This is a genomic window from Streptomyces sp. NPDC058246, assembly GCF_042881985.1.
Lineage (GTDB): Bacteria > Actinomycetota > Actinomycetes > Streptomycetales > Streptomycetaceae > Streptomyces.
Map to the genome: position 1 here is coordinate 110,369 of NZ_JBHVWZ010000024.1, position 18,466 is coordinate 128,834.

At 71.9% G+C, this 18,466-nt stretch carries 17 protein-coding genes; 3 read left to right on the plus strand and 14 right to left on the minus strand.

Annotation, left to right across the window (positions count from 1 at the left end; translation table 11 throughout):
• Window positions 1–57 precede the first annotated feature (57 nt).
• The 9 genes from ACFVXA_RS29200 to ACFVXA_RS29240 all read right to left on the minus strand — a co-directional run bounded on the left by ACFVXA_RS29200 (window position 58) and on the right by ACFVXA_RS29240 (window position 9,960).
• The gene (locus tag ACFVXA_RS29200; RefSeq protein WP_383746323.1) at window positions 58–690 is read right to left on the minus strand and encodes a hypothetical protein; all 633 of its coding nucleotides are present in this window, start codon (window positions 688–690) and stop codon (window positions 58–60) included.
• A gap of 112 nt (window positions 691–802) precedes the next feature.
• Entirely contained in the window at window positions 803–1,141 is a 339-nt protein-coding gene (locus tag ACFVXA_RS29205; protein ID WP_362027551.1) for a DUF4326 domain-containing protein, read from the minus strand.
• 36 nt (window positions 1,142–1,177) lie between these two features.
• Entirely contained in the window at window positions 1,178–1,975 is a 798-nt protein-coding gene (locus ACFVXA_RS29210; RefSeq protein ID WP_390027518.1) for an SGNH/GDSL hydrolase family protein, read from the minus strand.
• Between the two features lie 481 nt (window positions 1,976–2,456).
• A complete protein-coding gene (locus tag ACFVXA_RS29215) occupies window positions 2,457–3,470 on the minus strand; it encodes a hemolysin family protein (RefSeq protein ID WP_362034027.1) in 1,014 nt (337 codons plus the stop codon).
• Window positions 3,467–4,810, minus strand: a complete 1,344-nt coding sequence (locus ACFVXA_RS29220; protein WP_362034024.1) for a hemolysin family protein — start codon at window positions 4,808–4,810, stop codon at window positions 3,467–3,469. Before ACFVXA_RS29220 ends, ACFVXA_RS29215 begins: the two co-directional genes overlap by 4 nt.
• Window positions 4,811–4,970: 160 nt before the next feature.
• Window positions 4,971–5,396 carry a GNAT family N-acetyltransferase gene (locus ACFVXA_RS29225; protein WP_383746320.1) on the minus strand — a complete coding sequence of 142 codons (426 nt, stop codon included), beginning with the start codon at window positions 5,394–5,396 and terminating at the stop codon, window positions 4,971–4,973.
• A 55-nt stretch (window positions 5,397–5,451) separates the two neighbouring features.
• Window positions 5,452–6,342 (minus strand): LLM class F420-dependent oxidoreductase, encoded by an 891-nt coding sequence (locus ACFVXA_RS29230; RefSeq protein ID WP_383746319.1) that lies wholly within the window; start codon window positions 6,340–6,342, stop codon window positions 5,452–5,454.
• Between the two features lie 38 nt (window positions 6,343–6,380).
• The gene (locus tag ACFVXA_RS29235) at window positions 6,381–8,948 is read right to left on the minus strand and encodes an FtsX-like permease family protein (protein ID WP_383746317.1); all 2,568 of its coding nucleotides are present in this window, start codon (window positions 8,946–8,948) and stop codon (window positions 6,381–6,383) included.
• 7 nt (window positions 8,949–8,955) lie between these two features.
• A complete protein-coding gene (locus ACFVXA_RS29240; protein WP_390027521.1) occupies window positions 8,956–9,960 on the minus strand; it encodes an ABC transporter ATP-binding protein in 1,005 nt (334 codons plus the stop codon).
• A gap of 236 nt (window positions 9,961–10,196) precedes the next feature.
• Between ACFVXA_RS29240 and ACFVXA_RS29245 the strand changes: the two genes are divergently transcribed.
• Together ACFVXA_RS29245 and ACFVXA_RS29250 are read left to right on the plus strand one after the other, a co-directional pair.
• Complete coding sequence (locus tag ACFVXA_RS29245; RefSeq protein WP_362034009.1) at window positions 10,197–10,496, plus strand: toxin-antitoxin system HicB family antitoxin; 300 nt, start codon at window positions 10,197–10,199, stop codon at window positions 10,494–10,496.
• Between the two features lie 4 nt (window positions 10,497–10,500).
• Window positions 10,501–10,875 carry a fic family toxin-antitoxin system, toxin component gene (locus ACFVXA_RS29250; protein ID WP_384399880.1) on the plus strand — a complete coding sequence of 125 codons (375 nt, stop codon included), beginning with the start codon at window positions 10,501–10,503 and terminating at the stop codon, window positions 10,873–10,875.
• Here the strand turns inward: ACFVXA_RS29250 and ACFVXA_RS29255 are convergent, their stop codons facing one another.
• Together ACFVXA_RS29255 and ACFVXA_RS29260 are read right to left on the minus strand one after the other, a co-directional pair.
• Complete coding sequence (locus ACFVXA_RS29255) at window positions 10,876–11,571, minus strand: class I SAM-dependent methyltransferase (RefSeq protein WP_384399882.1); 696 nt, start codon at window positions 11,569–11,571, stop codon at window positions 10,876–10,878.
• Between the two features lie 78 nt (window positions 11,572–11,649).
• Complete coding sequence (locus ACFVXA_RS29260; RefSeq protein WP_362034004.1) at window positions 11,650–12,336, minus strand: triacylglycerol lipase; 687 nt, start codon at window positions 12,334–12,336, stop codon at window positions 11,650–11,652.
• Between the two features lie 373 nt (window positions 12,337–12,709).
• On the opposite strand from ACFVXA_RS29260, the gene ACFVXA_RS29265 reads away from it, so the two are divergent.
• Window positions 12,710–15,043: a LuxR C-terminal-related transcriptional regulator gene (locus tag ACFVXA_RS29265; RefSeq protein WP_390027524.1), complete on the plus strand. Its 2,334-nt coding sequence runs from the start codon at window positions 12,710–12,712 to the stop codon at window positions 15,041–15,043.
• Between the two features lie 183 nt (window positions 15,044–15,226).
• Here ACFVXA_RS29265 and bioD read toward each other — a convergent pair whose 3' ends face one another.
• The 3 genes from bioD to bioB are packed head-to-tail and all read right to left on the minus strand — an operon-like array spanning window position 15,227 to window position 18,444.
• Entirely contained in the window at window positions 15,227–15,943 is a 717-nt protein-coding gene (gene bioD, locus ACFVXA_RS29270; protein ID WP_390027527.1) for a dethiobiotin synthase, read from the minus strand.
• Between the two features lies 1 nt (window position 15,944).
• Window positions 15,945–17,225 (minus strand): adenosylmethionine--8-amino-7-oxononanoate transaminase, encoded by a 1,281-nt coding sequence (locus ACFVXA_RS29275; RefSeq protein WP_383906896.1) that lies wholly within the window; start codon window positions 17,223–17,225, stop codon window positions 15,945–15,947.
• A complete protein-coding gene (gene bioB / locus ACFVXA_RS29280; RefSeq protein ID WP_384399890.1) occupies window positions 17,218–18,444 on the minus strand; it encodes a biotin synthase BioB in 1,227 nt (408 codons plus the stop codon). The genes ACFVXA_RS29275 and bioB overlap by 8 nt, the downstream gene beginning before the upstream one ends.
• Window positions 18,445–18,466 lie beyond the last annotated feature (22 nt).

Sequence of the window (18,466 nt, forward strand, 5' to 3'; positions counted from 1 at the left end):
CAGCATGGGGGAGAGGCCGCGGGGCCGCTCGACGATTGGACCGTTGGAACGACGAGCTCACCCCGTGTGCCGGACGGGGCGCGGCTCGCGAAGACCCGTCCGCAGGATGTGCACGCTGACGACCAGCGCCCAGGCCGGGAAGACCAGCTCGGACCAGGGCAGGCTGGACCCGAAGACGAGCAGCACAAGGCCCGCGAGATATCCGAGGAGGGCGAGCGGACGGGGCAGGACGCCGAGGCGCTGCCCGATGGTCGAGGTCGTGAAGACGAACACGGCCGCCATGCGGAGCGCGTACGTCGTCATCAGCGTGTAAGCGAAATGGCGGCCGAAGCCCGAGGGCTGCGTCGCGTTCAGCACGGCTCCCGCCGCGGCGCCGGCCCCGAACACGGTGGCGACGAAGACCAGCCCGCTGCCCAGGAACACGGTGGCGATGAAGCGGTCCTCGGCGTCACCGACGTGCGAGCGCAGAGCTCCCATGAACCACAGGAAGAAGATTCCCGCGAACGGGAGGATCTCCAGCGCCACTCGCACCGCCCACCGGTGATCCGGTTCGACCACCGAGCCGGCGGCGTTCCCCGAGGGGATCGCGATCCGCATCAGCACGATGGCCGCGGCGAGCAGGAGCGCGAACACCGCCCCCGCGACACCGGCAGCCCGCGGTGTCCGCAGGCGCTCGTCCTTCGGCTCCATCGACGCCCGCCTTCTCTTCCGAGCCCCCCGTCCCCTCTCGGTCCAGCAAGCAGGCACGCGCGCGCCCACGCCACCGGGGACACCCGCAGGGGTGACGGCCGGAGCCCGCTGCCTACGAGGCGTCGGCCAGCTCGGCCAGGATGTCGCCGTGGCACAGCTCGGGCGCGCACCAGCACGCCAGTGTCCGGCCACGCAGGGCGGGCACCTGGGCGAGCAGCTCGGGGCGTTCGAGGAGGTACGCCCGGTATTTGGCCATGACTTCGGCGCGCGTACCGTCCCGCTTCTTGGTGGGTGTGTCGTACGCGAACGGGTTGTACAGGGGGTGCTGCGGGAGGTCCCAGTGGCCCATGGTCCAGCGGCGGCCGATGTAGACGAGGTCCGCGGGGGCGTGTTCGAGCCGGGGACCGAAGTCGTGGATGTGGCCCTTGAGATTGATCACGGTGGTGGGCATGCGGCTCCCTTCGGCCGTGTGTCTACCCCACAGTGCCTACATCCCGGGTGTTTGCCTCACGGGCCCCTCGTACGGCAGCAGCTCCGGCCGCTTGGCCGGGCGTCCGTCGCCCGACGAACGCCCCGTCAGCCGCCGTCCGATCCACGGCAGCAGGTGCTGCCTGGCGAAGCGGGCGTCGGCGGTGCGGCGGGCGACCCAGCCGGGCGGCGCCGTGGGCGGCATCGCGGTACGCCACTCGGGGTCCTCCGGCTCGTACCCGAGCGCCTGCCACACCGCCTCGGCGACGCGGCGGTGGCCCTCGCCCGTCAGGTGCAGCCGGTCCACGTCCCACATGCGGGGATCGGCGAGCGACGGCGCTCCGTAGAGGTCGACCACCAGTGCGCCGTGCCGCTTCGCGAGGTCGTCGACGACGGTGAAGAGCTCCTCCATACGCGGCCGGAACCGCTCGAGGACGGGACCGTTGCGGCCGGGGCTGCGCATCAGGACGAGCTGCTCGCAGGCGGGGGCGAGCCGCTCCACGGCCTCCTCCAGGAGCCCGCGGACGCGTCCCATGTCGACCTTGGGCCGCAGCGTGTCGTTGAGCCCGCCGACCAGTGTGATCACGTCGGGCCGCAGCGCGACCGCCGCGTCCACCTGCTCGTCGACGATCTGCCCGATCAGCTTGCCGCGCACCGCCAGATTGGCGTACCGGAATCCGGGCGTCCGGGCCGCCATCCGGGCCGCTAGGAGATCGGCCCAGCCCCGGTACGTACCGTCGGGCAACAGGTCCGACATGCCCTCGGTGAAGGAGTCGCCGATCGCGACAAGACTGGTGTAGGTGGCGTTCGTCTGCATGGCGGAAAAGATGGTAACCCGGGTGCATACCCGTCGGTCGGTCGGGCCTGAGCCCGGCCGGAGGAGCGCGGCTCGGCGGGGCGCCGCCCCCGGTCGTGGCCCGGCTCCGCTCTGGTGCGGCTCCGCCGCGCCGCGGTCCGCCCCGCCGTGGTCCGGCTCCGCCGCGCCGTGGTCCGGCTCCGCCGTGGTCCGCCCCGCCCGCGGTCCGGCTCCGCTGCGGTCCGCCCCCGCCGGGGTGCGCACACGCGGGCCCCGGCGTTGCTCATCGCGGCCGCCTGGCAGGCGATCACGCCGAGCGCTCAGCCGTACTGGTGGCTGTCCCGCCGTGCTCACGTCGGGCTCGCCAGCCGTCCCGCCGTGCTCATGCCGCCTGCTCAGCAGGCGCTCACGCCGACGGCCCCGCCGTGCTCATGCCGACCGCTCAGCAGGCGCTCACGCCGACACCCCCACCCGCCGAGCTCGCCGCCCGCTCAGCAGGCGCTCACGCCGGCTGCCCGAACAGCTCTTGAAGTACGTCCTCCATCGTCACCAGCCCTGCCAGCCGCCCGTCGCTGCCCATGACCGCGGCGAGGTGCGTGCGACTGCGCCGCATGGCCGTGAGTACGTCGTCCAGCGGGGTGCTCTCCCGGATGCGCGCGATGGGCCGCATGTCCTGCACCCGGAACGGCATGTCCCGCGGTGTCGCGTCCAGCGCGTCCTTGACGTGCAGATAGCCGACGATGCGGCGCCCCTCGTCGACCACGGGGAAGCGCGAGAAGCCGGACTCGGCGGCGAGATGCTCCAGCTCCTCCGGAGTGACGCCCACGCGCGCGTAGACCACCCGTTCCAGCGGCAGGACGACGTCGCGCACGGGCCGGCGGCCCAGCTCCAGCGCGTCGTGCAGTCGCTCCTGGGCGCGGTCGTCGAGGAGTCCGGCGGCGGTGGAGTCCTGGACCAGGCGGGCGAGTTGGTCGTCGGAGAAGGTCGCGGTCACCTCGTCCTTGGTCTCGACCCGCAACAGCTTCAGCAGCGCGTTCGCGAAGGCGTTGATCGCGAAGATCACCGGGCGCAGCGCCCGCGCGAGCCCGACCAGCGGCGGTCCGAGCAGCAGCGCCGTGCGCACCGGCTCGGCGAGCGCGATGTTCTTCGGCACCATCTCGCCGAGCAGCATGTGCAGATACGTCGCCAGGGTGAGCGCGATCACGAAGGAAACCACGTGCCCCGCGCTCTGCGGGACACCCACCGCGTGGAACACCGGCTCCAGCAGATGCGCGATCGCGGGCTCGGCCACGATGCCGAGGACCAGCGTGCACAGGGTGATGCCCAGCTGGGCGGCGGCCAGCAGCGCGGACACGTGCTCCAGACCCCACAGCACACTGCGCGCCCGCCGGTCGCCCTGTTCGGCGTGCGGCTCGATCTGGCTGCGGCGCACCGAGATCAGCGCGAACTCGGCGGCCACGAAGAAGGCGTTCACGACGAGGGTCGCGAGGCCGATCAGCAGTTGTACGGCGGTCATCGCGCGTCCTTCTCCTCGTCCCGCGGTTCCTTCTCGTCGTGCGGCGCGTGCAGCAGCACCCGTGCGGCCCGCCGCCCCGAGGCGTCCACCACGTCGAGCCGCCACCCGGCGACCTCGACGGTGTCCCCGACGGCGGGGATGCGGCCGAGCCGGGCCGCGACGAAACCGGCCAGCGTCTCGTACGGTCCGTCGGGCACCCGCAGCCCGACCCGGGCCAGCTGGTCGGTACGGGCCGACCCGTCGGCCGAGTACAGCGCGCGGCCCTCCTGGTCCTCGCCGACCGGGGCCAGGTCGGGCGTCTCGTGCGGGTCGTGCTCGTCGCGGACCTCGCCGACGACCTCCTCGACGATGTCCTCCAGGGTGGCGACGCCGGCGGTGCCGCCGTACTCGTCGATGACCACGGCCATGGTGCGCTTGCCGGACAGCCGGTCGAGCAGCCGGTCGACGGTCAGCGACTCGGGTACGAACAGCGGCTCGCGCATGATCTGGGAGACGGGAGTACGGGCCCGCAGGTCCGCGGGGACGGCGAGCGCGTCCTTGATGTGGGCGACGCCGACGACGGAGTCGAGATTGCCGCGGTAGACGGGGAAGCGGGACAGTCCGGTCGCCCTCGTGGCGTTCGCCACGTCCTCGCAGGTCGCCTGGACGTCCAGCGCGATGACCTGGACGCGCGGGGTCATCACGTTCTCCGCGGTGAGGTCGGCGAGGTTCAGCGTGCGCACGAACAGCTCGGCGGTGTCCGCCTCCAGGGCGCCCTCCTTGGCGGAGTGCCGGGCGAGGGCGACCAGTTCCTGGGGCCCGCGCGCGGACGCCAGCTCCTCGGCGGGCTCGAGGCCGAAGCGTCGTACGACATGGTTCGCCGTGTTGTTGAGATGGGTGATGAACGGGCGGAACGCGGCGCTGAACCAGCGCTGCGGTGTCGCCACCCGTCTGGCCACGGCGAGGGGAGAGGAGATGGCCCAGTTCTTGGGCACGAGCTCGCCGACGACCATCAGGAAGACCGTCGACAGGGCCGTACCGATGACCAGGGCCACCGAGTTCGACGCTGAGGGGGGGACGCCGATCGCCTCCAGAGGACCCGCGATCAGCTTGGCGATCGACGCCTCGGAGAGCATGCCGACGACCAGGTTGGTGACCGTGATGCCGAGCTGGGCTCCGGAGAGCTGGAAGGTGAGGTTCCGTACGGCCTTGAGGGCGCCGGCCGCACCGCGCTCACCCCGCTCGACGGCGCGCTCCAGCTCGCCGCGCTCGACGGTGGTCAGCGAGAACTCCGCCGCGACGAAGGCGCCGCAGGCCACGGAGAGCACAACCGCCACCAGGAGGAGGAGCACTTCGGTCATCGGGTCACCTCCGTCCCATGATCGGCCAGAGGCGGGGGGAACGCGCGATGTCGGGTACTGGGAGGCTCGCCCATGGGCGGACGCTCACACCTTTCCTTGGAGGATCAGGGACCCTTCAATGGTAAAGGATCGGCAAAGAAGGTCGTCGGGTGGGCTCCGCCTACGTGCCGAGCGGCTTCACCCAGCGGCGCCATTGCTCCTCGGGTGTGTACCCGGCGGCCCGCCACGCATGCTGTCCGGTCTCGTTCCGCTGGAGCACCATCGCGTCCCCGCGCCGCCCGCCGAGCCGTACGAACCGTTCCTCGGCGGCGGCGAGCAGCGCCGAGCCGATGCCGAGACGCCGCCGCTGCGGATGCACCGCCAGCCGGTACAGGTGGCAGCGCCAACCGTCGAAGCCCGCGATCACCGTGCCGACGAGTTCTCCCCCGTCCTCGGCGAGGATCAGCGCCTGCGGATCGCGGGCGACCAGTCGCTCCACGCCGTCCCGGTCATCGCTGATGCTCGCCCCCTCGGCGGCCGCCTTCCAGAAGGCCAGCACGGTGTCGAGGTCGTCGGGCGCCGCGGCCCGTATGCGCACGTCGGTCATGTGCCGATCCCATCACGTGGCCCGGTCCCGGACGCCGAATTCCACGATGTGGACGTCACTCGCCGCGCAGCGCCGCGACGACGGGAGCGAACGCCTCCATGGCCGGCTCGAGCACGGTCAGATACGAGAATCCGTACCGCTGCCGCTGTGCCCGCACCTGCTCGACGATCTGCTCCACGGTGCCCACCAGCACGATCGGCAGCTCCAGGACCTGCCGTTCGGTCAAGTGGGGAATCCGGGGCAGCCAGGGCGCCACGGCGGCGGCGCGGTCGTCAGTGACGCTCACGATCTGGATCAGCAGATTGAGCTCGGCGGGCTCCTTGCGCCCGGCGGCGGCCTCCCGGTGGACGGCGACGCGTGCGTCGAGTTCCTCGGCCGTGACCGGGACCAGCGTGCCGCCCTCCAGGGTGCGTGCGCCGGTGAACGCCGCGATGTCCGCGTGCTCGGCCGTGATCCGCAGCATCCGGTCGCCGTTGGCCCCGATCAGCAGCGGCACCCGGGGCTTCTGCAGGGCCTGCGGCTGATGCGCGTCCGAGCCCAGGAGGCGGTCCAACTCCTCCACCGTACGCAGGAGATGGTCGACGCGCTCACGCGGTGACCCCCAGCGGAGCCCGGCGGTCTCGTGTTCCGCCTGTACGTAACCGGTGCCGAGGCCGAGTTCGAGGCGGCCGCCCGTGAGCGCGTCCGTGGTGGCCACCTCGCGGGCCAGCAGCGCCGGGTTCCAGAAGCCCGTGTTGAGCACGAAGGTGCCCAGACGGGGCCGCTCGGTCGCCTCGGCGGCGGCGACCAGGGCAGGGAAGGGGGCGGGCATACCGAGGTGGTCGGCCACCGTGATCACGTCATAGCCGAGTGCCTCGGCCCTCTGGCACTTCGCCCGCCACTCGTCGACGGGCGCGGGGGAGAGCATGTTGGCGCCGAAACGGAAGGGGCGTGGGGACTGGGCCATGGACTCTCCTCATCCGGGGGCGACTCGCAGCGTGCACCTCACTCGTGCGCGATCGCCGCGAGCACGTTCATCCGTGACGCGCGCAACGCCGGCAGGAGTGCGGCCACGATGCCCACCACCGCCGAACCGATCACGACCGCGATGATGGTCGTCCAGGGGATGGCGAGTGCCTTCATGCCCTGGAGGGCGAGCACTTGCTGCACACAGACGCCCCAGACGATCCCCAGCGCCAGGCCGAGCACCGCACCGAACACGGCGATCACCACCGACTCCAGGCGGATCATCCGGCGCAACTGGCGCCGGGCGAGCCCGATCGCGCGCAGCAGCCCGATCTCGCGGGTGCGCTCCACGACCGACAGGGCAAGAGTGTTGACCACGCCGAGCACCGCGATGACGATCGCGAGACCGAGCAGCGCGTACACGAGGTAGAGCAGCACGGCGATCTGATCGTGGATCAGCTTCTTGTAGTCGGCCTGGTCGAGCGCCTTCACCTGCGGATACGGGTCGAGCGTCTGCTGGAGACGTGCGCGCAACCGGTCGGCGCTGGTACCCGAGGCCGCGTTCACGTAGAGCGCGGAGTCCTGACCGCCGGGCACGTACTTCTCGATCGTGCCGAAGCCGAAGTAGAGGCCGCCCTGCATACCGAAGCCCCCGCCGTTGTCCTGGTCGGTGAGCGCCCCCACGGTCAGCTCGGTCTTGCGATCGGCCGGGAACTCGACGGGGATCACGCTGCCGACGCGCACGCCGTGCTTCCTCGCGAACTTCACGTCCATCGCGATGTGCCCGTCGGCAAGCGCCGCGGCGGTGTTCCCTTGCGCGTACGTCACATGGGCGACGTCGTCGAGCCGCTGATCGTAGGCCGCCGCGGTCGTCTCGATCCTCTTGCCGTCCGGCAGCCGCACCGCGACCGGCGAGAACCGCTGGCGGACCACGAGCCCGGCGCCCTGCGTGCCGCGCACCTTGTCGGTGAGGTCCTGTGGGAACGGCACGAAATTGCTGTTCTGGATCACGAAGTCGGCACCCAGCGTCTTGTCGATCTGCTGGTCGAAGGACTTGGTCATCGACGCGCTGGCCACGGACATTCCGCCGACCAGGGCGAGGCCCACCATCAGGGCGGCCGCGGTGGCGCCGGTGCGGCGTGGATTGCGCAGCGCGTTGCGCTGGCTCATCCGGCCGACCGAGCCGAACAGCGCCGGGAAGGCACCGCCCAGGATCCGGATCACCGGCCGCACCAGGAGCGGCCCCGCGATCACGGTCGCGATGAGCGTCAGGGCGACGCCGAGTCCCAGCAGCGAGGCGGCCGTCGAGGTCTTCGACGACGCGGCACACCCCGCCAGCGCGGCCACGCCGACCGCGCCGACGGCCGTGCCCACCACGGCCCGCACCCGCAACGGCCGTCCCACACCGGCGACTTCGGCGTCCGCGAGGGCAGCCATGGGAGAGACGCCCGCCGCGCGCCTGGCCGGGAGATACGCCGCCACGAACGTCACGCCGACTCCGACGACGTACGCGGAGACGGGTGTCGCCCAACCGATCACCATCTCGGTCGACTTGAGGTTCATGCCGAACGCGGTCATGAGCTTGATCAGTCCCAGCGCGAGCCCGATCCCCGCGGCGAGCCCGAGCGTCGAACCGACCAGGCCGAGCAGCAGGGCCTCGGTGAGCACGGACCGGCGCACCTGGCGACGGTCGGCACCGAGCGCGCGCAACAGGCCCAGTTCGCGGGTGCGTTGGGCGATGAGCATCGAGAAGGTGTTGACGATGAGGAAGACGCCCACGAGCACGGCGATTCCGGCGAAGCCGAGCATCACGTACTTGATGACGTCCAGGAATCCGCCGAGTTGGGCGGCGGCGGACTTGGCCTGTTCCTCGGCGGTCTTCAAGTCATATGTCTTCGTGCCGAGCTCGGCGGCGACCCGCTGCTTGAGCCGGTCATCGCTGACACCCGGCGCCGCGTCCAGCGAGATGCTCGTGGCGGCGTCGGGGCTGCCGAGCAGTCGGGTCTGCGCGGTCGGGGTGTCGAGGTAGATCAGCGCGGCACCGGGGTTGGTGGTGGTGAAGGTGGCGATACCGACGATCCGCACCTGGAACGGGCCGGGCCGCGCCCGCACGGTCAGGGTGTCCCCGATGCGGACGTGCTTCTTCTTGGCGGTGTCCGCGTCCAGGAGCGCCTCGCTGTCCCCCTTCGGCTCGTGACCGGAGGTCAGTTTCACCGGACTGCGCTCGGTGACCTGCCAGTTGGTGACGATCGTAGGGGCGCCCGTCGTCGGACCGACCGAGTCGTGCTTGCTGTCGACGACCGTGGCGTTCTCGACCGCCGCGTCCACATGGGCGGCGGCGACGCCGTCGACCTTCGTCAGCCGGTCCGCGAGTGAGGCGGGCACCGTCTGGGTGGCCCCGGTCGGGATCTGCGAGGAGAGGTCGTTCTTCGGCTCCACGGTCACATCGGCCGCGGTGGAGGCGAAGAGCCGGTCGAAGGTCCGGGTCACCGTGTCCGAGAAGATGAGACTGCCCGCGACGAACGCCACGGACAGTACGACGGCCAGAGCCGAGAGCAGCAGCCGCCCCTTATGCGCGAGAAAACTCCGCAGAGTCGCCTTGAGCACGACCGCCTCAGTCCTTGTCGAGGGTTACGTCGCCGGAGCTGCCGGAGCTGCCGGAGCCGCCGAGGTCGCCGTCGGCAGAGACGCTACCTGGGCCGACTTCGGGGGATGCGCCACCAGATCGGCCACCAGATCCGCCGCCGGAGTCGCGACCGGATCCGTCACCGGATCCGTCAACAGAGCCATCTCCGGAGTCGCCGGTCGCCCCGCCCGCCGGGGCACCCCCACCGTCGAAGGTCACCCGGACCGTGTCGAACCGCTTCATACGCTCCAGCACCGCCTCCGCCGTAGGACGCTCCATCTCGTCCACGATTCGCCCGTCCCCGAGGAAGAGCACCAGGTCGGAGTGGGCCGCCGCGCCCGGGTCGTGCGTGACCATGACGACCGTCTGGCCCAGTTCGTCGACCGCCTCGCGCAGGAAGCCGAGGACTTCCAGCCCCGCACGGGAGTCGAGGTTGCCGGTCGGCTCGTCCGCGAAGATCAGCTCGGGACGCGAGGCGAGCGCCCGCGCGCAGGCGACACGCTGCTGCTGGCCGCCGGACAGCTGCGCGGGCCGGTGCTTGAGCCGGTCGCGCAGACCGAGCGTGTCGATGACCTGGTCCAGCCACGCCTGGTCCGGCTTCTGGCCCGCGATGTCCATGGGCAGCGTGATGTTCTCGGCCGCGTTCAGCGTCGGGATCAGGTTGAACGACTGGAACATGAACCCGATCCGGTCCCGCCGCAGCCGGGTCAGCTCCCGGTCCTTCAGCCCGGTGATCTCGGTGCCGCCGAGCCACACCTGCCCGGCCGAAACGGTGTCGAGCCCCGCCAGACAGTGCATGAGGGTGGACTTCCCGGAGCCCGAGGGGCCCATGACCGCGGTGAAGCGGCCGCGCACGATGTCGACGTCGACCGAGTCGAGGGCGAGCACCGTCGTCTCGCCCGAGCCGTACGCCTTGGTCAGAGCGCGGGCGCGGGCGGCGATCCCGTCCCCCTCCGCGCGGCCGACGGCGTGCTCCGCAGCAGGTGTGGACAAGGCCGCCTCCTCAGTGATGGACAGTGATGGACGTCCCGACTCCCTTGTCCGGCCGAGCGTAGTGTGATGCCGGGCACACCCGGTATCCCCCCGAGGTCCCGCGTCCCGTCCACCCCAGGTCGTGCCCCTGATACTCGTGTAGGGGGCACTCTCCACCCGCCCCGCGGCCCGGTGCCGGGTCGCGCAAGGGCGGCACCCTCTTGCGGGTGCTAGCGATTCGGCGCTAGCTTCGAACCATGGCGAAGACTCAGCTGAACGTACGGGTGGACGAGGGCACGGCCCGCGCCGCCCGTGAGCGAGCCCTGGAGCGCGGCATGAGCGTGAACCGCTACATCGAGGAGCTGGTCAGGCAGGACACCGGCGAGGTGGGCCACACCTTCGTGGAGGCCGCCGCCGACTTCATGAAGCAGTACGAGTCCGTCTTCGCCGAAGAGTTCGGCGCGGACCGGGAGGGCTCCCGCGACGGATCTCGTGAAGGATCCCGCGACGGATCCCGTGACGGATCGCTCAATGGCACGCGCGAAGGTCGTCGTTGATCCCTTGAGCAGTCTCAGAGTCGACCTCGCCTGGCTTCTCATGATCGCCGAACAGAAGACGCCCGGAGACCCCCAGGTCACCGACTGGGGAGCCCTCGTCGCCGCCGTCAGCCGGCACGAGGCGGAGATATTCGGCGTTCCCGTCTACGACAGCCCGCACGCCCGCGCCGCCGCCCTGCTCCAGCTCCTGCTGCACGTACCGGCGCTCGAACGCTCCAACGCGATGTTCGCCTCGGCGGTCGCGTACGCCTATCTCGTCGCCAGCGGGCTCAAGGTCGTCACCTCCGCCCAGCAGGTGCGCGAACTCGCCCGGCTGGTGAAGAGCGGAGCGGCCACCGTGCACGACATCGCCCACGAGCTGCGCCGTTGGAGCCTGTGACTACCGAGCCTGTTCCGTGAGCGGCGGGCGCCGCGCGGTGCCCAGCACGCAGTACGAAGTGGGCAGCCGCGGCCCCCGCTCGGGCATCAACAGCCGCTGGTACGGGCCGAGTTCGAATCCGCCGTCGCGCAGCGCGGCGATCGGGTCGCGGGCCAGGTGGCAGCCGCCGTTCAGCCGCGGCCATACCGTGCGGTCCAGTCCGCGCTGGGTGTACGTCATCGCGCGCCCGCCGCCCTTGCCGTGCTCGAAGAACCGCACGGCGCCGCCGGGGCGCAGCACGCGCCGCAGTTCGGCGAGGGCCCGCGGCACATCGCGGACGCTGCACAGCACCAGCGACACCACGGCCGCGTCGAACGCCTCGCTCTTGACCGGCAGCGCCTCCGCCGCGCCCGGCACCACGTCGACCGGCACATCCGAACGCAGCGCCGCCTCGACTGCCAACTGCCGCAGGACGCGCTCGGGTTCGATGGCGACCACCTCCGAGACGGCGCTCGGATAGTGCGCGAAGTTCAGTCCGTTGCCCGCACCGATCTCGATGACCCGGCCGGACAACCCCGCGAGCAGCCGGTCACGCACGCCGCCCATGCCCAACCGTGTCTCGGCGGTCACGCTGATCCGGGCGTAATAGCGGGCGAACAGCGGATGGTGCACGGCGTCCCGCGAGACCTTGCCGGAGCTGGCGGAGCGGAGCGGCATGACGGACCTCCCGGGAGGAACGGGCCTTACCGTGATTGTCCCCCCAGGACGTCCGCCACAAGCGCCCACGCGCCGGTCTCAGGCGATGAAGTCGCGCACCTGCGCGTAGACGCCGTAGTCGTTGTTCATGTCGGTGTGCGAGATGCAGCCGACCTCCACATTGGTGGCGCCGTTCAGGATCGCGGTGGTGTCCGGCGTGAGCATGTCGTCGCAGTTCGACCAGTAGCTGGCGTAGGCGACGCTGCCCGGTGTCTCGTCACCGGAGTTGAGTGAGGTCAGGAACGAGCTGCCGGTGTACATCTCGGCACAGGACGTGTACAGCCAGGTGCACCACGAGGCGACGGTCGTCCCGTGGTTCACCCCCGCGGTGGAGACGAAGTCGTCGACGTACGACGTCCCGCCGAGGTTCTTGAGGTAGTACCGGGCGCTGAGCGCGCCCATGGAGTGCACGACCAGGTCGACCTTCGAGGCGCCGGTCTGCGCGAGCACGCTCTTGACCTCGGTGGCCAGTTGCTGGGCGGTGGTCACGTTCGACTGTGACCAGTCGTAGGACCAGGCGAACAGCTCGGAAGAGGAGTAGCCGTCGGCCTTGAAGTCGGCGATCCAGTCGTCCCAGCTGCTCGACGAACTGCTGATGCCGTGCACGAAGACCACCGGGTTGTGGGTGGCGGCCTGTGCGGGGGCGGCGGAGAGGGAGAGCGACAACAGGAGCGCTGCGGCCACGGCGGAGAAGAACGTGGCGACACGACGCATGCGGTGTTGCATGGTGCCTCCTGAAACGGGTGGGGTCGCCAGGAGTGTCGGGCGGGGTCTACGCGCGCCGCATCGGCGAAATCGCCGGTCTTTACTTGCCAGTTAACCCACCAGTAACGTCATACGTGTGGTGACTTCGGTGAATCCCCCGCCTCTCCCGCACACTTCGCCACTTCAGCCCACGCCCGCCGCCCAGCGTCTCGGACCCCCACGTCCCGAAGGCGCACGGCCGCACAGAGAGGTACGCCTGCCCGAAGGCGTACGGCAGTCCGAAGGCGTACGGCCGTCCGAGGACGTACCCGCGCCCGACGGCGTGCCACTTCCCGATGGCGCAGGACCGTCCGAAGCCATCCCACTTCCCGATGGCGTACGTCGGTCCGAAGTCATGCCGCTTCCCCAGGGCGTACGACTGTCCGAAGCTGTATCGCCTCCCGAATCCGCACCGCTGTCCGAAGGCGTCCGCGTACGGGTCCTGCGTGCCGCGCACGGCGACGCGCGCGCTGCCGCGGATCTCGCCGCGGTGCTGACCGACCGTCAACGCGCCGGTCTGGACCCCCTTCCCGCCCAGCCTCCGGCCCTCCCACCCGGTTGCCGCCAGGAAGTCCGCGCCCAGCCCGACAGCACGCGCTTCCTGTTGCTGCTCGCGGCGGCCGACCAGTACCCGGTCGCCACCCATGCCTTCCTGCGTGCTGTCACCGCGGCCCGGCTCGACACCCGGCCCCTCGACGCCGCCGATGTGGCCGGGCTCGCCCACGCCACCGCCGGCGGAGTCGTCTTCCGTGATCACCGGACCCGCGTCGCGGCCTACGACACCGCCTCCGCGACGGACCGCCGGGCCGTCCACCTGCTGCTCGCCCGTGTCCTGCGCGGAGAGGGCGAGTCACCCCGGCGGTCCTGGCACCGGGGCGCCGCAGCGCTCGGCCCCAGCCGACGTCTCGCTGCGGAACTCCGGGCCGCCGCACACACGGCGCGCGGCGCGGGCGAACATGCCCTGGCCTGCGCCCTCGTGGAACGCGCCGCCGCGCTGGCCCCCGACCGGCAGGAGCGGAACGGGCTGCTCGGCCGCGCCGCCGCCGACGCCTGGCGGTCCGGCGACGGCGACCGCGCCCGCCGCCTCGTCGTGGCCACCCACGACGAGGCGCTGAGCGGCCTGCTCGCCCTGCGCGCGGGCGACGCGACAGCCGCGTTCGACGTGCTGCTGGCCGCCGCGGTGCGGTACGCGAGCGCCGGGGCGGCGGCCCGCGAGGGCCGCACGGCGTCCGAAGAGCCTGCGCCGACAGGCGGTTGTGCGGCGGTCGGAGACCCGGCGAGACCCTGGCATCCCGCGTCGTACGGCGGTTCCGCCGGACTCCGGAATCCGGCGGCGTCCGGCGCGTCCGCCGGGCCCGGCGGACTTCACCCGGCCGGTGCGGCCGGTGCCCGGGCCGCCGCCACTCATCTCCTCGCCCGCGCCACCGAAGCCGCCGTCTACACCGGCGACCTGCGCCGATGTCGGGAAGCGGCCGCCGTGGCCGACCGGTTCGGGATGGTGCCGCCCGGCACGCTGGGAGGGCTCGCGGCCGCCTTCGAGGGCCGCTACGACGACGCACGCGACGCCCTGAAGGCGGCGGCCGGGCGGTGCGGTCCCGGTGGAGATCCCACCCTGCTGATCCACTCCGCGATCGCGGCGCTGCTGCTCGGCGACCACACCGGAGCTGTCACCGCCGCCGTCCGGGCGGCCGCCGCGGCCCGGGCCGGCGGAGAGGCGGCCACCGTGCCGCAGGTCATGGAGTTCCGGGCGTACGCGGACTTCTGGACCGGTCGCCCGCGGGCCGCCGAGGCGGCCACCCTGGAGGCCCTGCACCAGGCGTACGCCACCGGCCAGGACAACGGGGCCTGTCATCTCCAGGCCGCTCTGGCGATGTTCGCCGCCCTCACCGGCGACGAGGACGTCTGCCGGGAGCGCGCCGAGGCCGCCCGCTCCCACGCCCTGGAGCGCGGGCTCGGCCTCCCCGCCGCGCTGGCCCTGTTCGCGCTGGCCTTCCTCGACCTGGGCGCCGGCCGCTTCGCCGCGTCCGCGGCCCGGCTGCGCGCCCTCGCCGGGTTCGGCCCCGGCCACGGGCACCGCGCCGTCCGCCACCTCGCCACTCCGCTCTACGTCGAGGCGGCCGTCCGCACCGGCGACACCCGGGTGGCCCGCAGCGCCCACAGCGACTACGACCGTTGGGCACGCACCGTCCGCAGCCCCGACGAACTGGCGCTCAGTGCCCGCTGTCACGCCCTCCTGGCCACTGGTCCGGAAGCCGTCGAGCACTATCGCGCCGCTCTCGACCTGCACGCCTGCGGCACCCGCGACTTCGAACGCGCCCGCACGGAGCTGCTGTTAGGCGGTGCGCTGCGGCGGCTGCGGCGCCGTACGGAGGCACGGGACAGGCTGCACAGTGCCCTTGAGGCGTTCGAGTACTTCGGTTCGCCGCAGTGGGCCGCGCGGGCCCGCGGCGAACTCCGCGTTCTCGGGGAGCCGGCCGCCGCCGGGCGAGGTCAGGAGGATCTCGCGGGCCGGCTCACCGCTCAGCAGTTGACGATCGCCCGCATGGCTGCCGAGGGAGCGACCAACCGGGAGATCGCCGCGCGGCTCGCGCTCAGTCCGCGCACGATCGATCACCATCTGCGGGGAGTGTTCGCGCGGTTGGGGATCCGGTCGCGGATCGAGTTGGTGCGGTTGCTGGGGGAGGGGTGAACGGGCGGCCTGGCGTGGTGCGCCGGCTGTGGGTGGTCCGAGGCCGGCCGGGCCGTTCCCCGCGCCCCTGGCGGGGCGCAGGTCCCGGCGCTGCGGACGGGCTGCTGTTGCCGACGCCTCTACAAGGCTCAGGCCGATGCGAAGGTGTCCGCTACAAGGCCCAGGCCGATGCGAAGGTGTCCGCTACAAGGCCCAGGCCGACGCGAAGGTGTCCGCGGTCCAGCTGCCGCCCAACCCGGAGGCCAGCCAACTCGGCGCTCCCGCACGGAAGTCGGCGGGCGCGTACGACCCCGCCCCTGAGGGCACCGCGCCGAGCAGCGGGGCGTCGGCCACCATGGGCAGGTCCGCGAGATTGCACCGCATCGCCAGGTCGGGGGAGTCCGGCCAGCTGCCGATGACGACGCCCCTGAAGTCCAGCCCCCTGCGCCGGAGTTCACGAGCCGTCAGTTCCGTTGTGTTGAGGGTGCCCAGGCCCGCCGAGGCGACCACCAGGATGGGTGCGCCGAGGAGCCGTGCGGCGTCCGCCAGGGTGCCGCCCTCGTCGTCGAACCGCACGAGCAGGCCGCCCGCTCCCTCGACCAGCACGAGGTCGTGCTCGGTGGCCAGCTTGGCCGCGGCCTCCGCGACATCCCGCGGGCGCACAGCCGGCATAGCCGCTCGCCGGGCCGCCGTGGCGGGCGCCAACGGCTCCGGAAAGCGGGCCAGTTCGAGCGTGGTCACGGTGCCCGCGAGCCGGGCCACCTCGTCGGCGTCACCGCGCTCGTCCGGACGTACGCCGGTCTGCGCGGGCTTCAGGACGGCCACCGAGCGTCCGGCGGCGACGGCCGTGGCGGCGACGGCCGCCGTCGTGACCGTCTTGCCGACCTCCGTGCCCGTGCCCGTGATCACCAGTACCGACATGTCATCCCTCCCGCGCCGCCGCGCACACCGCGCGCGCGATCCGTGCGACGTCCGCGTCGCCGGTGACGTACGGCGGCATCGTGTAGACGAGGTCGCGGAACGGCCGCAGCCACACGCCCTCGCGCACGGCGGCCGCCGTCGCCGCCTTCATGTCGACGTCGTGGTCGAGCTGGACCACGCCGATCGCGCCCAGGACCCGTACATCCCGGACTCCTGGGATCTCCGAAGCCGGCGCCAGCCCCGCCCGCAGCCCGGTCTCGATGCGCTTGACCTCGGTCTGCCAGTCCTGCCCGAGCAGCAGATCGATCGAGGCGCACGCGACGGCGGCCGCGAGCGGGTTGCCCATGAAGGTCGGGCCGTGCGCGAGCACCGGGACCTCGCCCCGCGAGATACCGTCGGCCACCCGCGCGGTGCACAGCGTCGCCGCCATCGTCATGTAGCCGCCGGTCAGCGACTTGCCCACGCACATCACGTCCGGGGTGACGCCCGCGTGTTCCGCCGCGAACAGCGCGCCCGTCCGGCCGAAACCGGTCGCGATCTCGTCGAAGACCAGCAGCACGTCGTGCGCGTCGCACGCCTCGCGCAGCACGCGGAGATAGGCGGGTGAGTGGAAACGCATCCCGCCCGCGCCCTGCACCACCGGCTCCACGATCACCGCCGCCAGCTCATCCGCGTGCCGCCCGATCAGCTCGCGCAGCTGGTCCGCGTACGACTCCTCGTACGCGGCCGGCGGCGGATCGGCGAACACCTGGCGCTGGAGGACGCCCTGCCACAGCTCGTGCATCCCGCCCTCCGGGTCGCACACCGACATCGGCTGCCAGGTGTCCCCGTGGTAGCCGCCGCGCCAGGTCAGCAGTCGCTGCTTGCCGGGGCGGCCGAGCGAGCGCCAGTGCTGGAGGCACATCTTGACGGCGACCTCGACCGAGACCGAACCGGAGTCGGCGAGGAAGACGTGCTCCAGGCCCTCGGGCGAGATGTCGACAAGGCGCTTCGCGAGCCGTACGGCGGGCTCGTGGGTGAGCCCGCCGAACATCACGTGACTCATCCTCGACAGCTGATCGCTCGCGGCCTCGTTCAGCACCGGGTGGTTGTAGCCGTGGATGGCCGACCACCAGGACGACATGCCGTCGATCAGCTCGCCCGAGCCGTCGGCAAGGCGCAGCCGCACCCCGCTCGCCGACTCCACGACCAGCGGTTCCTGGCGGCCGGGCATCGGCCCGTACGGATGCCAGACGTGCCGCCGGTCGAGTTCGAGCAGGTCCGCCACGGACAGGTCAGGCATTGGGCGCGACATCCGTTCCGGCACCTCGGCGGCGCACGGCGACCAGGTCCGTACGAGCGTCGGCGGGCTTTTCCGCGGCGGCGACCGGAGCGGAACCGCACACTCCGCCACCCTCGTGGGACCCGCACCCGGCGTCCGCGTGGGACCCGCACCCGCCGCCCTCGTGCGAGCCGCATCCCGCATCGGCGTGCGAGCCGCACCCGCCACCCGTCGAAACCCGGTGTTCGGGAAGTGTGACCTCGCCTGCGCCTTCCACCTCGAAGCCGGCGTCGGCGATCATCTCGAGGTCGGCTTTGCCTGCCTGGCCTTCGCTGGTGAGGTAGTCGCCGAGGAAGATGGAGTTGGCGAGGTGCAGGGCGAGGGGCTGCAGGGTGCGCAGATGGACTTCGCGGCCGCCCGCGATACGGACCTCGGCGTCGGGGCAGACGAACCGGACCATCGCGAGGATCCGCAGACAGCGTTGCGGGGTGAGGTTCCACTCCTTGGCGAGCGGGGTGCCCTCGAAGGGGATCAGGAAGTTCACCGGGACGGAGTCCGGGTCGAGCGCGCGCAGCGCGTGGACGACGTCGACGAGGTCCTCGTCCGTCTCGCCCATGCCCGCGATCAGGCCCGAGCAGGCGGACAGGCCCGCGGCGTGTGCTTTCTGTACCGTGTCCACCCGGTCGGCGTAGGTGTGGGTGGTCGTGATGTCGCCGTAGGTGGCCTCGGAGGTGTTGAGGTTGTGGTTGTAGGCGTCCGCGCCGGCCGCGCGCAGCCGCTCGGCCTGGCCGTCGGAGAGCAGGCCGAGGCAGGCGCACACCTCGACGTCCTCGTGGCGGTCCTTGATCGCCTTGATGGTGTCGGAGACCCGGTCCACGTCACGGTCGGTGGGTCCGCGTCCGCTGGCCACCAGGCAGACCCGCTTGGCGCCGCCGGCGAGTCCGGCGGCGGCGGCCTGTGAGGCCTGGTCGGGCTTGAGCCAGGTGTACTTCAGGATGTCGGCCCGGGAGCCGAGGCGCTGCGAGCAGTACGAGCAGTCCTCGGGGCACAGGCCCGACTTGAGGTTGACGAGATAGTTGAGTTTCACCCGGCGGCCGAACCAGTGCCGGCGTACCTTGCCGGCCGCGGCCACGACGTCGAGCACGTCGTCGTCGGAGGTGGCCAGTACGGCCAGCGCCTCGTCACGGGTCGGCAGCTCGCGCCGAAGCCCCTTGTCCACCAGCGTGTTCAGCAGGTCCATGAGGTCCGATCCAAGCCTATGC

What these genes read in the sequence shown, in the direction of transcription:
- ACFVXA_RS29215 (WP_362034027.1), bottom strand. Translation starts at nt 3,470, where the DNA reads ATGACCGCCGTACAACTGCTGATCGGCCTCGCGACCCTCGTCGTGAAC.
- ACFVXA_RS29275 (WP_383906896.1), bottom strand. Translation starts at nt 17,225, where the DNA reads ATGCCTGACCTGTCCGTGGCGGACCTGCTCGAACTCGACCGGCGGCAC.
- ACFVXA_RS29265 (WP_390027524.1), top strand. Translation starts at nt 12,710, where the DNA reads ATGCCGCTTCCCCAGGGCGTACGACTGTCCGAAGCTGTATCGCCTCCC.
- ACFVXA_RS29230 (WP_383746319.1), bottom strand. Translation starts at nt 6,342, where the DNA reads ATGGCCCAGTCCCCACGCCCCTTCCGTTTCGGCGCCAACATGCTCTCC.
- ACFVXA_RS29260 (WP_362034004.1), bottom strand. Translation starts at nt 12,336, where the DNA reads ATGCAACACCGCATGCGTCGTGTCGCCACGTTCTTCTCCGCCGTGGCC.
- ACFVXA_RS29205 (WP_362027551.1), bottom strand. Translation starts at nt 1,141, where the DNA reads ATGCCCACCACCGTGATCAATCTCAAGGGCCACATCCACGACTTCGGT.
- ACFVXA_RS29200 (WP_383746323.1), bottom strand. Translation starts at nt 690, where the DNA reads ATGGAGCCGAAGGACGAGCGCCTGCGGACACCGCGGGCTGCCGGTGTC.
- ACFVXA_RS29220 (WP_362034024.1), bottom strand. Translation starts at nt 4,810, where the DNA reads ATGACCGAAGTGCTCCTCCTCCTGGTGGCGGTTGTGCTCTCCGTGGCC.
- ACFVXA_RS29210 (WP_390027518.1), bottom strand. Translation starts at nt 1,975, where the DNA reads ATGCAGACGAACGCCACCTACACCAGTCTTGTCGCGATCGGCGACTCC.
- bioD (WP_390027527.1), bottom strand. Translation starts at nt 15,943, where the DNA reads ATGTCGGTACTGGTGATCACGGGCACGGGCACGGAGGTCGGCAAGACG.
- ACFVXA_RS29255 (WP_384399882.1), bottom strand. Translation starts at nt 11,571, where the DNA reads ATGCCGCTCCGCTCCGCCAGCTCCGGCAAGGTCTCGCGGGACGCCGTG.
- ACFVXA_RS29225 (WP_383746320.1), bottom strand. Translation starts at nt 5,396, where the DNA reads ATGACCGACGTGCGCATACGGGCCGCGGCGCCCGACGACCTCGACACC.
- ACFVXA_RS29245 (WP_362034009.1), top strand. Translation starts at nt 10,197, where the DNA reads ATGGCGAAGACTCAGCTGAACGTACGGGTGGACGAGGGCACGGCCCGC.
- bioB (WP_384399890.1), bottom strand. Translation starts at nt 18,444, where the DNA reads ATGGACCTGCTGAACACGCTGGTGGACAAGGGGCTTCGGCGCGAGCTG.